The organism is Streptomyces sp. NPDC094032 (assembly GCF_040303965.1).
Taxonomy (GTDB): domain Bacteria; phylum Actinomycetota; class Actinomycetes; order Streptomycetales; family Streptomycetaceae; genus Streptomyces.
In genome coordinates, this window is the sequence record NZ_JBEOUE010000018.1 from 24477 (window position 1) to 37654 (window position 13178).

At 74.8% G+C, this 13178-nt stretch carries 11 protein-coding genes; 6 read left to right on the forward strand and 5 right to left on the reverse strand.

Going from position 1 to position 13178, the window contains the following annotated elements:
* Nucleotides 1-90: 90 nt before the first annotated feature.
* The gene (locus tag ABTZ54_RS23860) at nucleotides 91-2490 is read left to right on the forward strand and encodes a hypothetical protein (protein WP_351666586.1); all 2400 of its coding nucleotides are present in this window, start codon (nucleotides 91-93) and stop codon (nucleotides 2488-2490) included.
* Here ABTZ54_RS23860 and ABTZ54_RS23865 read toward each other — a convergent pair.
* The 5 genes from ABTZ54_RS23865 to ABTZ54_RS23885 form a co-directional block, all read right to left on the reverse strand.
* Entirely contained in the window at nucleotides 2460-4871 is a 2412-nt protein-coding gene (locus tag ABTZ54_RS23865) for a right-handed parallel beta-helix repeat-containing protein (RefSeq protein ID WP_351666588.1), read from the reverse strand. The genes ABTZ54_RS23860 and ABTZ54_RS23865 overlap by 31 nt on opposite strands.
* Nucleotides 4872-4953: 82 nt before the next feature.
* Nucleotides 4954-5559 (reverse strand): Rv1733c family protein, encoded by a 606-nt coding sequence (locus ABTZ54_RS23870; protein WP_351666590.1) that lies wholly within the window; start codon nucleotides 5557-5559, stop codon nucleotides 4954-4956.
* Between the two features lie 97 nt (nucleotides 5560-5656).
* Nucleotides 5657-6490, reverse strand: a complete 834-nt coding sequence (locus ABTZ54_RS23875; RefSeq protein ID WP_351666592.1) for an MOSC domain-containing protein — start codon at nucleotides 6488-6490, stop codon at nucleotides 5657-5659.
* Nucleotides 6491-6527: 37 nt separating this feature from the next.
* Entirely contained in the window at nucleotides 6528-7028 is a 501-nt protein-coding gene (locus tag ABTZ54_RS23880; protein WP_351666594.1) for a DUF6643 family protein, read from the reverse strand.
* Between the two features lie 249 nt (nucleotides 7029-7277).
* Entirely contained in the window at nucleotides 7278-8510 is a 1233-nt protein-coding gene (locus tag ABTZ54_RS23885; RefSeq protein ID WP_351666596.1) for a glycosyltransferase, read from the reverse strand.
* A 58-nt stretch (nucleotides 8511-8568) separates the two neighbouring features.
* Between ABTZ54_RS23885 and ABTZ54_RS23890 the strand changes: the two genes are divergently transcribed.
* From ABTZ54_RS23890 to ABTZ54_RS23910, 5 genes are all read left to right on the forward strand, one after another.
* A complete protein-coding gene (locus ABTZ54_RS23890) occupies nucleotides 8569-9354 on the forward strand; it encodes a glutamate racemase (protein ID WP_351666598.1) in 786 nt (261 codons plus the stop codon).
* A gap of 63 nt (nucleotides 9355-9417) precedes the next feature.
* Nucleotides 9418-9984, forward strand: coding sequence for a PH domain-containing protein (locus ABTZ54_RS23895; protein ID WP_351666600.1), 567 nt, complete (start codon nucleotides 9418-9420; stop codon nucleotides 9982-9984).
* Between the two features lie 91 nt (nucleotides 9985-10075).
* Nucleotides 10076-11737 (forward strand): apolipoprotein N-acyltransferase, encoded by a 1662-nt coding sequence (lnt, locus tag ABTZ54_RS23900; RefSeq protein WP_351666602.1) that lies wholly within the window; start codon nucleotides 10076-10078, stop codon nucleotides 11735-11737.
* A gap of 46 nt (nucleotides 11738-11783) precedes the next feature.
* Entirely contained in the window at nucleotides 11784-12266 is a 483-nt protein-coding gene (locus tag ABTZ54_RS23905) for an NUDIX hydrolase (RefSeq protein ID WP_351666604.1), read from the forward strand.
* A gap of 55 nt (nucleotides 12267-12321) precedes the next feature.
* Nucleotides 12322-13155, forward strand: a complete 834-nt coding sequence (locus ABTZ54_RS23910) for a 3-hydroxybutyrate dehydrogenase (protein ID WP_351666605.1) — start codon at nucleotides 12322-12324, stop codon at nucleotides 13153-13155.
* The last annotated feature ends 23 nt before the right edge of the window (nucleotides 13156-13178 follow it).

Below are 13178 nucleotides of genomic sequence, written 5' to 3' on the forward strand. Positions count from 1 at the left end.
GGAATCCGGGAGGGCCGTGCCGAGGAGCCCGGCCGTCCGCGATCCTGATGCTCACGTCGAATCCTCCCACTCAGAGAGCGAGTCACCGAAGTGTCCCCTGCCACACCCGACCCGAAGAGCGGGGGTGCGGCGCTCGAACTGCTCGTCCACGGCGTGGGCGGAGCCACCGCGGCCGACATGCTGGACGACCCGCGCACCGCGCGGGTCACCGGCGACCGGACGGCCGCGATGTACCGCCGCAGGGACGATCTCGACGCCGAGGACCACCCCGAGCGCTACGCCGACCGCCCCGTCCCCGAGGCCTACTGCTGGTCCAACCTCACCTCCGGCAACGGATCGCGCGCCCTGTGGCTGCTGCTCCTGCCGTTCATGGTCGCCAACCTCGCCCACTGGATGCGCCCGCCCACCGAGGGCCGGCCCCGCCTCGTACGCCTCTACGGGGTCCTCGTCCGGCTCGTGGCGCTCACCCTCACCGTGCTGCTCACCGCCGCCGCCTGCGAGGTCGCCCTCGACCTGACCGCCTGGCAGTGCGCGGGCTCCGGAGCCTGCGCCGCGCAGCGCTCCTGGCTCGGCTTCCTCTCCGCCGAGCGCGGCGGCTGGTGGTCCCAGCCGGGCCGCAGGCTCGCCCTCGCCGCCGTCGTCCCCGCCGCGCTCGTCGGACTGCTCTGGTACCTCTCCAACCGCACCTGGAGCGCGTACGAGGCCCAGCGCCCGCCCGCCGGTTACGAGACCGCTCCCGGCCCGGAGCGGCCGCCCGCCCCGGACACGGAGTCCGCCGACGCCGAGGCCCCCGCCGAGCTGCGGCCCGCGCTCGGCCGCCCCGGCTTCTGGTTCGGCCGCCGGCTCGTGGCCCGGCTGCGCGCCGCGCACACCGCCGCCGGCTTCCTCACCGTCGCCGCCGTCCTCGCCGGGGCGGCGGCCCGGCACGACACCCACGACGGCCTCCTGTGGGCCCTCGGCCTGGTCGTCCGGAGCGCCCTCGTGATCCTCGCGCTGGTCGTCGTCGTGGTGGTCTGCCGCCGGGGCCGCAGCGAGAACCGCCTCGACCTGCGGATCGAACAGGCCCTGGTGTCCTGGCTGCCCGCCACCGCCCTGCTGCTGCTCGCCCTCACCGCCCTGCACACCGGCTGGTCCCGCCCCGGCTGGATCTCCACCGGCACCCTGCCGGGCGACGTCGTCTTCGGCACCCTCACCGTGGCCCAGGGCGCGCTCGTCGTCGCCCTCGCCGTCGTCGCCCTGGTCCTGTGCCGCCCGCGCCGCGATCCGCGCACCGCCCTGTACGGGCTCGGCGGCCCGGCCGTCGCCATGCTCGCCTGCGCCCTCGGCGGGGTCATGTCCGGCGGCGTCGCCCAGCGGGTCGCCGACTGGCTCGACGGCCCCGGCACCCCCGGCACCGGCCGGGGGCTCATCACCGGGCCGCCCGTGCTGCTCAGCTGGCAGGCGTCCGTCATCCCCGTCCTGCTCCTGCTGCTCCTCGTCCCCGGCGCCGTCCTCGTCGTCCGTACCGCCCTGGCCGCCCGCACCCTGCGCACGGCCGTCGAGGCCGACTACGCCTCCGAGGACCCCGACCCCGTCCGCACCGGCCAGATCGCCGCCGGGCGGGCCCGCGCCGCCCTCACCGACTCCGCGCCCGGCCTCGTCGGCGTCGTCTCCGGAGCCACCCTGCTCCTCGGCGCCGTCTCCGTGGCCGGCGCCTGGGCCAGCGGCAACGTGCCGGGACGCGCCTTCGACGGCGCCCACGCGGCGGTCGCCTCGGCCGCCACCGCCGCCCAGGCGCTCGGCTCCTGGATGATCGGCTTCGGCTTCCTGCTCTTCGTCACCTGGGGCAGGCGCGCCTACAAGGACCCCTCCGCGCGGCGCACGATCGGCATCCTGTGGGACGTCGGCACCTTCTGGCCGCGCGCCGCCCACCCCTTCGCCCCGCCCTGCTACGCCGAACGGGCCGTGCCCGACCTCACCTGGCGGATGAGCTCCTGGACCCGGCGCACCGGCGGCCGGCTCGTCATCTCCGGGCACTCCCAGGGCAGCGTCCTCGCGGCCGCCGCCGTCTGGCAGCTGCCGCCCGCCACCCGCGCCCGGGTCGCCCTGCTGACCTACGGCTCCCCGCTGGAGCGGCTCTACGGGCGCTGGTTCCCCGCCTACTTCGGCCCCGAGGCGCTGAACGGACTGCACCGCACCGTGCACTGCTGGAGCAACCTGTACCGGGCGACCGACCCGATCGGCGGGCCGGTGCGGGTCCCGGCGCAGGGCGACCGGCCGGCCGTCGACCGTCCCGTGCTGCGCGACCCCGTCGCGTACGGGCGCACCCGCGAACACCCGCTGCCCGAACCGATCCTGGGGCACTCCGACTACCAGGCCGACCCCGAGTTCGCCGCCGCGCGCGCCGCGCTCCTGGACCGGCTACCGCCCGCGCTGCCCCGCCAGCGCGTCAACGCCCCGGCGGACCAGGGGAGTCCGGGTCAGGGGAGCTCCGGGAGGTCCTCCGGGTAGAGCAGCGTCAGGTCGTCCGTGTCCGCCTCGGCGAGCACGGCGACCCGCCCGGCGTGCCGCTCCACCATCGACTCGAAGGTCTGGCGGGCGGTGCGCCCATTGCCGAAGGCCGGGCCCTTGGGCAGCTCGGTGAAGTACTTCACCAGCGCCTCGCCCGCGCCCGGGGCGAGCCGGTACTCGTGCTCCTCCGCCTGCTGCTCCACGATCCGCAGCAGCTCCTCGGGCACGTAGTCGCTGAAGGTGATGGTCCGTGAGAAACGGGACGCCACACCGGGGTTGACGGTCAGGAAGCGGTCCATCTCCGCCGTGTACCCGGCCACGATCACCACCACCGCGTCCCGGTGGTCCTCCATCAGCTTCACCAGCGTGTCGATCGCCTCACGGCCGAAGTCCCGCCCCGAGTCCTCGGGGGACAGCGCGTACGCCTCGTCGACGAACAGCACTCCGCCGCGGGCCCGGTCGAAGGCCTCCTGGGTGCGCAGCGCGGTCGAGCCGATGTGCTCGCCGACCAGGTCGACCCGGGACACCTCCACGAGATGGCCGCGTTCCAGCACGCCGAGCGAGGCCAGGATCTCGCCGTACAGCCGGGCCACCGTCGTCTTGCCCGTGCCCGGGTTGCCGGTGAAGACGAGATGGCGGCGGGCGGACACCACCTTCAGGCCCGCCTCCTGACGCCGGCGGCCGACCTCGATCATGTTGGTGAGGGTCCGCACCTCGTGCTTGACGCTCTCCAGGCCGACGAGCGTGTCCAGTTCGCCCAGCACCTCGTGCGAGGAGCGCGCCTCGGCCGGCGCGGGCGGCGCCTCCGGGGCCGGGGCCGGGGCGGCGGGGGCGCGGGCCGGCGGCACGGAGCCGAGCAGCCCGCCGGTCCGCGTCGCCGTCAGGACCGTGCCGGCGTCCGGGGCGGCGGCCGTCCGCAGCTGGCTCTCGTCACTGGTGCAGTCCTCGGCGACCGGCCCCTCCTCGGGGAACTCGTAACCACCGCGCGCGCACCGCTCCGTACGACAGCCGCGCAGCGTGGTCCGGCAGCCGTCCATGACATGGAAGCCGTAGCCGCCGCTGCCCGTCACCCGGCAGCCGTGGAAGGAGCCCCGGCCCTCGGCCGACACGTAGAACCCGGCCTCGGCGGGGGAGGTGACCGTGCAGCGCTCGATCGTCGGGTCGGCGCCCTTGGTGACGATGACCCCGGTCTGCACGGCGTCGATGGTGCAGCCGCCCAGGGTGCCGCCGCTGCCGTGGTCGCGGAACCAGGCGCCCGTGGCGGCCTCGCGGATCCGGCAGTCGTCGAGCTGCGCGGTGGCGCCGTCGCTCACCGACACGGCCGTGTTGCGCACCTGGGACAGGTCACTGTCGACCACGTCGACGCGCGAGCCGCGGTCGAGGACGAAGAGGGCGTCGGGCACGTCGTGCACCCGGCAGGAGTCGAGGACGGCCGTCGCCCCGTCGCTCACCCAGACCGCCGGGTAGTCGCCCGTACTGTCGTGGATCTCGCACTGGTTGGCGTCCACCCGGGTCCCCGGGTCCCACACCGAGAGGCCGTTGCGCCCGAACCGCCGTACCGTCGAGCGGGTCAGCGTGAGCACCGAACGCGAGCGCAGGTCCACGGCGTTCTCGGGGATGTCGTGGATGTCGCAGTCGGAGAGGGTCAGCACGGCGTCCGTGTCGAGGGTGATGCCGTCGGCGGAGGTCCGGTGCACGGTGGAGTCGCCGAGGTGGGCGGTGGCGCGGGAGGCGATCTGGAGGCCGGTGCCCTTGATCTCGTACACCTCGCAGCCGACGGCCTCAAGGCCGCTGCCCTCGCCGTTGACGGCGATGCCCGCGCCCGAGGCGTGGTGCACCCGGCAGCGTTCGAGCCGGGGGTGGGCGCCGCCGCGCACGGAGACGCCGGACTGCCCCGCGGAGACGACCTCGCACTCCTCGAAGATCCCGCCCGCCCCGTCGAGCACGGCGATGCCGACACCGGCCGGGTTGTCCACGGTGCAGCGGCGCACGGTGGGGCGGGCCGCGCCGCGCACCTCGATGCCGGCGGCGGAGCGGGTGCTGATCCGCAGGTCCAGGAGCTCCGGGGTGCCGTCCTCGACGAGCAGCGCGGGCGCAGCCGCGTCCTGCCCCTCGATGTGCAGGTCCCGCAGGGTGGCCGAGGCCCGCACGGTCAGCGGCACCCCGTCGGCCGGCGCGATCCGCACCGAGCCGCCGTCGCCGCCCCGCAGGGTGACGGTCCGCTGGATCACCAGGTTCTCCCGGTAGGTGCCGGGGGCCACGGTGAGGACGTCGCCGTCGCCCGCGGCCTCCAGGGCGGCGGCGAGGGAGGCGTACTCGCCCGTACGGCGCCGCCATCGCGACGTTCCGGTGTGCGTCACCTGGACCGTGCCCTGTGCCATGGGTGTGCTCTGCCCCCGCCTCGTGCGCCGACGCTGATCCGATGCCCCACCGTAGCGCGCGCGGCGCCACGGAGTTGACGGGTCAGCTGCCCGTCCCCGTACGGCCCCAGTCGGGACCGGCCTGGGCCCAGGCGCGGTCGAGACGGGCGTACCGCCGCCGTACCAGCCGGTGTACGACCAGGCGTCTGGCGGTCTCCACGACCAGGCCCGCGAGCAGCGCCAGGGTCAGGCCCGCGATCAGGGCGTGCGCCCGCGCGGTCTCCGCGTGCATGGGCGGGGGCACGGCCCGGCCCGAGCGGTCGGTCCACAGCGGGAAGGAGTCGCCGGGGCGCGCGTGCTTCAGGGTGGTGTTCACCGTGCCGGTCCGGGCGCTGCCGTCCGGGGCGGTCCAGTCGGCGACCACGGCGGGCCTGAGCCGCTGCTCCCCGGCGGCCTCGGCGGTCCGCTCCCCGGTGTCCTCGGCGGCGATCCGCACCACCCGGGCGACGGTCGGCACCCGCTCCTCGTACTGGCTGCGGACCGAGCGCTGGAGCGACGCGTCGGCCGAGAGGCCCGCGACCACCCCGGCCGCGGGCACGGCCAGGCACAGCAGCACGGCCGCCGTGAGGGCGACCCAGGCCTCGATCACGTCGGTGGTCCGGCGCAGGGGATTGCGCCGCCAGCGCCAGAGTCCGATGGCTGCACGCACGCTCCGCACCCCCTCGTTGTCCGTTCTTCCAACGAGTGTGCCCCGGGGGAGGGTTCCCCGCCTGTCGAGCGGGTGAGCGGCGCGTGCGGCGGGCGGGTCAGTCCAGGATCTCGACCGGGTCGCCGGCCTTGATGACACCCCGGTGCTCGGGGACCAGGTTCTGGCCGAAGATCAGGCTGCTGCCCTGCCTGCGGTGCTGGGCCAGGGTGCGCAGCGGCTCCTTGCCGCGCTCGGCGGTCTCCTGGTCGGTGGTGGTGACCACGCAGCGGCCGCAGGCCTTGGCGACCCGGAAGGTGACCTCGCCGATGGCGAGGCGGCGCCAGCCGTCCTCGGCCCAGGGGGCGGTGCCGTCGATGACGACGTTCGGCCGGAAGCGGTTCATCGGCAGCGGGCCCTCGTCGGCGTGGTCGCCCTGGGCGATCAGGGAGTTGAGGGCGTCGAGCGAGGAGGTGGTGGCGGCGAGCAGCGGGTAGCCGTCGGCGAAGCTGACGGTCTCGCCGGGCAGCGCGAAGTCCGGGTCGACGGGCCGCCGGCTCGCCGGGTCGTCCATGTGGACGAGGCGGACCTCGCTCTCCAGGTACGCGCTGAACCAGGCGTCCGCCGCGGGGTCGGCGTGGACGGCCTCCACCAGGTCGCCGAAGATCTCCGTGGTGATCGTCGGCGTCTGTCCGCCGGAGGCCGGCACCTCGACCGTGAGCGGCTCGAAACCGGGGGCGGACAGCGTGACGCCGCCGTCCGGGAGCAGGGCGGCCGAGGCCAACGCCAGCCGCGCGTGCTGGCGTTGGGTCACGACCTTGCCCGTGGTGTCCACCACGGTCCAGCGGCGGTCACCGGCCAGTCCCCAGGGCTCGACCTCCGCCTGGGCGGGCGAGAACCCGCGCAGTGCTTTGACCGGGTGGACGTGGACGGAGCGCAAGACAGGATTCGGCATGGCGCCATCCTGCCAGTCGCCCTCCCGGCCGAAGCGATCAGTACCCGCGGCCCGGGTACGGGCGGTTGTACGGGTCCTCGTATCCGGTGGGCGTCGGCATCGGCCGGGGGGCGGCCGGGCGCATCGCCTCGTACCCGCCGGCCGCCGGACGCGGCTGCTGCGGCGCCTGCGGGCCCGGATAGCCGCGCGGGGCGACGGGCTGCTGCGGGATGTACGGGGTGGGGGCGTGCTGCAGGGGCACGGGGGCCATCTGCTGCGCGGGCTGGGGGTAGCCGTACGCGCCGCCGTGGCCGCCGTAGGACGGCATGGGCTGCTGGGGGGCGGGGGCCGCCGGGAGGGCGGGCAGGGCCGCGGGCAGCGCCGGCAGGTAGCCGCCGCTTCCGGGGAAGCCGCTGCCGGTGTCGTACGCGGAGGGCACTCGGATCGGGGCGATCTGAGGCGTGCCCCGCTCTGCGACGAGGGAGTCGTAGATCGGGGTGTCGGGGAACGACGGCGCGGTGTAGTAACCGCCTCCGTAGGTGGAGCGCGGGGAGGTCATGGCTCATAAGGTAAGCCCACGATGTGCCCTATGGGGAGTCCGGAAAGGCGCTTGGTTGACGGGTTCTGAGTGGCTGTCGATCCCCAATGCGATCGAACGTGACAAAAACGGACGTCCGGCAGTGTATGGATCTTGCAAAACCCAAGCTGAGGAGGGGTTACCGGCGGGTCCGGTGTCAGATTGACGTAAAGAAAACCACTGGTGACAAAGGGGTTCCGGCGACTCCCGAGGGCCGCGTCACGCACCTCTTTAATGACGGCGGTGTTGCGGCGGCGTTCCGTCATTACTCCGTGTGTCGGGAAAAGCGCGCTGCGGCGCCGATTTCTCCGGCCGGTCGTAAGTCCGCCCCTTCCACGCGGCACCCCGCCCCCGGTAGTGCCGCACCGCCGAGTCCACCGTCATCAACAAATAGAGGAACGCGGTGAAGGGGAGCAGCGGCCCCAGCCAGAGCGGCTGCCGGTAGTAGCGGAGCATCGGCAGATACGTGAAGGTCATCACCGCCCAGGCCGCACCGCCCGCCCACACCGCCGGGGCGTCCTCCGTGAACAGCCCCGCCACCAGGGCCGCGGGCGGCGCCAGATAGACGAGCGCGAGACCCGCGACGGTCCCCGCCAGCAGCGCGGGGCTGTGCCGGAGCTGCGTGTACGCGCTGCGCGAGACCATCCGCCACAGGTCGCCCAGGCGCGGATACGGGCGGACGCTGTCCACCCGGTCCGCGAGCCCCAGCCAGATCCGCCCGCCCACACCCCGCACCGCCCGCGCCAACGACACGTCGTCGATGACCGCCTGCCGGATCGCCTCCGGCACCCCGGCCCGCTTCGCCGCCTCCGTCCGCAGCAGCACGCAGCCGCCCGCGGCCGCCGTCGCCAGGGGGCGCCGCCGGTTGATCCAGCGGAACGGATAGAGCTGGCAGAAGAAGTAGACGAAGGCCGGGACGATCAGACGCTCCCAGGAGCTCGCCACCCGCAGCCGGGCCATCTGCGACACCAGGTCGAGGTCGTGCCCCGTCGCCGCTTCCACGAGCAGCCGCAGACTGTCCGGCTCGTGCGCGATGTCCGCGTCCGTCAGGAGCAGGAACTCCGGCCCGCGCGCCTGGGCCAGCGCCGTCCCGTGCCGCAGCGCCCACAGCTTCCCCGTCCAGCCGGGCTCGGGCTCGCCCGGCGCGACCACGGTCAGCGGCAGACCCGCCTGGCACGCCGCGAGCTCCTCGGCGATCCGGCCGGTGCCGTCGGTGCTCCCGTCGTCCACCAGGATCACCTCCGCCGGCCCCGGATAGTCCTGGGCGAGCAGCGAGGGCAGGCTCAGCGGCAGCACCTCCGCCTCGTCACGGGCCGGCACCACCACCACGACCCGGGGCCACGCCTCGGGCGTGCGGGCCGGCACGGGAAGGCGCTGGTCCGTGCGCCAGAAGAATCCCTGGCCGAGGAGCAGCCAGGCCCAGACGGCCAGGGAGGCGATCGCGATCCAGGCAAGGGGGCTCATTCGCCGCAGTCTGCCCCAGATCGCCGGGGATGCAAGGGTGGTCGGCTAGGGTGACCGGGTGAAGATCGCGCTGATGGACTCCGGAATCGGCCTGCTCCCGGCAGCGGCCGCGGTTCGCCGTATGCGGCCCGACGCGGATCTGGTGGTCTCCTGCGACCCGGACGGCATGCCCTGGGGCCCGCGCACCCCCGAGGACCTCACCGGGCGGGCGCTGGCCGTGGCCCGGGCCGCCGCCGCGCACGAGCCGGACGCGCTGATCGTCGGCTGCAACACCGCGACCGTGCACGCCCTGCCCGCGCTGCGCGCCGCGCTGGAGCCCCGTATCCCCGTGATCGGCACCGTGCCCGCGATCAAGCCCGCGGCCGTCGGCGGCGGCAAGGTCGCCATCTGGGCGACCCCGGCCACCACCGGCAGCCCCTACCAGCGCGGGCTCATCCACGACTTCGCCGACGGCGCCGAGGTCACCGAGGTGCCCTGCCCGGGTCTCGCCGACGCCGTCGAGCACGACGACGCCGAGGGCGTACGGCGGGCCGTCGCCGCCGCCGCCGCGCTCACGCCCCGGGACGTCCGGGCCGTCGTGCTCGGCTGCACCCACTACGAGCTCGTCGACGAGCAGATCCGCGCCGCCCTCGACCGTACGGAGCTGCCGCCCGTCGTCCTGCACGGCTCGGCGGACGCCGTCGTCGCCCAGGCGTTCCGGCGCATCGGGGCCGAGGCCGACCCGGCCGCCGCCCCGACCGGCACCCTCACCGTGCTCCTGAGCGGCCGCGCCGGCGGGCTGCCGGCCGCCGCGCTCGCCTACCCGCAGGGGCGCTTCCTGGGGACGGCCGCCGCCGCGCGCTGAGCGGCCTCACCCGCACGGCGCGACGGAGGCGCCGCAGCACGGGAACGTGCGTAGGCTGCGAGCATGAGGGAGCACTCCTCGCACCGGGGTCCCGAAGGACCCGCGCCCGCGGTCTGGACCGGCCGGGCGACCAACCGCCTCCAGTGGCTGCCGGCCGTCGCCGGAGCCGCCTGCATGGCGCTCGGCATCACCCTCGCCGTCGAGTCCCCCTGGACCTCCGGCGTCGCACCGCTGCTCATGGCCGTGATCGGCTGCGTCGCCGCGGGCGTCCTCGTGCTCTTCGGCACCCTCGCCTTCGTGCATGTCGCGGTACGCGTCGACGACGACGCCATGGAGGTCCGCTGCGGCCACATCGGCGTGCCGCGCCGCCGCATCCCCCTCTCCCACGTGGTCGGCGCCGACTTCGAGCCCTCCGTCACCCCGCGCCAGTGGGGCGGCTGGGGCTACCGCTGGCGCCCCGAGAAGGGGACGGCGGTCGTCGTCCGGCGCGGCGAGGGCCTGGTGCTGCGGCTCGGCGACGGGCGGACGTTCACGGTGACGGTGGACGACGCGGAGTCGGCGGTACGGGCGATCCGGGGGTTGCTGCGGAGGGCCGCGCCCACGGGGCCGGCGGGGCCGGCGGGGGTGTGAGGGGGCGCGGGGCGCGGCCGTGTGAGGCGGCGATGTCCTCTGGAGGAGCCGTCACGCCGGGCTTACATGGGGCGCGGCTAGACTCCGCCAGGTGAGCGCCACCATTACCCCCGTCGACGTGCCCGAACCCGCTTCCGTGCCGGGGCGGGTCCGTGGCCTGCGGCGGCTGCTGCGGCCCGGTGCGGCCGTCCTGTCCGGGCTGCTGCTCTTCCTGAGCTTCCCGCCCCGGCCGCTGTGGTGGCTCGCGCTGCCCGCCTTCGGGCTGCTCGGCTGGACCCTGCGCGGCCGACGGCTGCGGGCCGGCTTCGGGCTCGGCTACCTGGCCGGGCTCGGCTTCCTGCTGCCGCTCCTGGTGTGGACCGGCGAGGAGGTGGGCCCCGGGCCCTGGCTGGCGCTGGCCGCCGTCGAGGCGCTGTTCGTCGCCGCCGCGGGCGCGGGGATCGCCGCGGTCTCCCGGCTGCCCGTCTGGCCGGTCTTCGCCGCCGCCGTGTGGATCCTCGGCGAGGCGGCACGCGCGCGCGTGCCGTTCGGCGGCTTCCCCTGGGGCAAGATCGCCTTCGGGCAGGCGGACGGCGTCTTCCTGCCGCTCGCCGCCGTCGGCGGCACCCCGGTGCTCGGCTTCGCCGTCGCGCTGTGCGGCTTCGGCCTGTACGAGGTGGTGCGGCTGGTGCTGGAGCGGCGCCGCGCCGGTGCGGACGAGGCGTCCGGTGCGGAGGGGGCGTCCGGGGTGGACGCCGCTCGGGTGCCCCTGGCGCGGGGCGCGCTCGTCGCCGCCGCGCTCGCCGTGCTCGTGCCCGTCACCGGCGCGCTGGCCGCGCTGCCGCTGGTGGACGACTCCGCCGAGGACGGCACCGCCACGGTCGCCGCGGTGCAGGGCAACGTGCCGCGCCTCGGTCTCGACTTCAACTCCCAGCGCCGCGCGGTGCTCGACAACCACGCCAACCGCACCAAGGAGCTCGCCGCCGACGTGAAGGCGGGCCGGAAGCCGCAGCCGGACCTGGTGCTGTGGCCGGAGAACTCCTCCGACATCGACCCGTACGCCAACCCCGACGCCTACGAGGTGATCGACCAGGCGGTCCGGGCGATTAACGCGCCCACCGTGATCGGCGCCGTGATCGCGCCCGAGACCGGCAAGCTGCGCAACACCCTCATCCAGTGGAACCCCGGGCGCGGTCCGGTCGCCGAGTACGACAAGCGGCATGTCCAGCCCTTCGGCGAGTACATCCCGATGCGGTCCTTCGTGCGCCTCTTCAACAGCAACGTCGACCGGGTCCGCCGCGACTTCGGCCCCGGCACCAAGGTCGGCGTCTTCGACCTCGCCGGCACCAAGGTCGGCCTGGCCACCTGCTACGAGGCGGCCTTCGACTGGGCGGTGCGGGACACCGTCACGCACGGCGCCCAGCTGATCTCCGTGCCCAGCAACAACGCGACCTTCGGCCGCAGCGAGATGACCTACCAGCAGCTCGCGATGTCCCGGGTACGCGCCGTCGAGCACAGCCGCAGCGTGGTCGTGCCGGTCACCAGCGGCGTCAGCGCGATCATCCGCCCGGACGGCGAGATCGTGGCGCAGACCAAGATGTTCACGCCGGACGTGCTGGTCGAGAAGGTGCCGCTGCGCTCCTCGCTGACCCCCGCGACCCGCATGGGCACGCTCCCCGAGGCGCTGCTCGTGGCCGTGGCCGCCGCAGGTCTCGGCTGGTCGGTCGCCCGTTCCGTGCGGGCCAGGCGGGGCCGGACGGCCACCGGGGCCTGACCCGGGCGGTCCGTCCCGGGCCCGGAAGATGATCTAGGGTCGGCCCATGGGCACCCCAGACTTCATCCGTGACATCCGGGCCTCCGCGGGCCATCAACTGCTCTTCCTGCCGGGCGTGAGCGCGGTCGTCTTCGACGACCGCGGACGGGTGCTGCTCGGCCGGCGTGCCGACACCGGCATGTGGGCGGTCATCGGCGGGATCGTCGAGCCCGGCGAGCAGCCCGCCGACTGCGCCGTCCGCGAGGTGTTCGAGGAGACCGGCGTGCACTGCGTGACCGAGCGGATCGTGCTCGTGCAGACCCTGCGCAGGCCGGTCGTCTACCCCAACGGCGACCAGTGCCAGTTCATGGACGTGTCCTTCCGCTGCCGGGCCGTCGGCGGCGAGGCCCGCGTCAACGACGACGAGTCGCTGGAGGTCGGCTGGTTCGAGACCGACCGGCTGCCCGAGATGAAGCGGTTCTCGTACTTCCGGATCGAGAAGGCGCTGGCCGACGAACCCACATGGTTCGACACCACCTCCCAGGGCTGAACTATGGGTGGGGAACACATCGGTCGGGGGTGGGGCGCTTCATAGGGTGCGGAGCATGAGCGCCCCCACCACACCAGGTCCCGTACCGGCCCAGGCCCCCGCGCCCGGGCCCGTACCCGGGGCCGTCACCCTCGACCTCTCCGGGCGCACCGCGCTCGTCACCGGCGCCGCCAGCGGCATCGGCCGGGCCTGCGCGCTGCGGCTCGCCGCCGCCGGGGCCCGGGTCAGAGCCGTCGACCGGGCCGCCGAAGGCCTCGACGAACTGGCGGGCGCCGCCCGGGGCCTCGCGGGCGCGGTCGAGCCGCAGCTGCTCGACCTCACCGACCTCGACGCCGCCGAGGCGGCCGCCGCGGGCACCGACATCCTCGTGAACAACGCCGGACTCCAGCTCGTCCGGCCCATCGAGGAGTTCCCCCCGGAGGTCTTCCACACCGTTCTCACCGTGATGCTGGAGGCGCCGTTCCGGCTGATCAGGGGCGCGCTGCCGGAGATGTACGCGCGCGGCTGGGGCCGGATCGTGAACCTCTCCTCCGTCCACGGGGTGCGCGCCTCGCCCTTCAAGTCGGCCTATGTGGCCGCCAAACACGGTCTGGAGGGCCTCTCCAAGACCGCCGCCCTCGAAGGCGCCCCCCACGGGGTCACCTCCAACTGTGTCAACCCCGGCTATGTGCGCACGCCCCTGGTCGAGCGCCAGATCGCCGACCAGGCCGCCGCCCACGGCATCCCCGCCGAACGGGTCCTGACCGAGGTCCTGCTGAAGGACTCGGCGCTGAAGCGGCTCATCGAGCCCGAGGAGGTCGCCGAGGCCGTGCTCTACCTCTGCACCCCGCAGGCCTCGTTCGTCACCGGCACCTCGCTGATCCTCGACGGGGGCTGGACGGCCCACTGAGCACTCTCGCGCCGAGTCCGTTG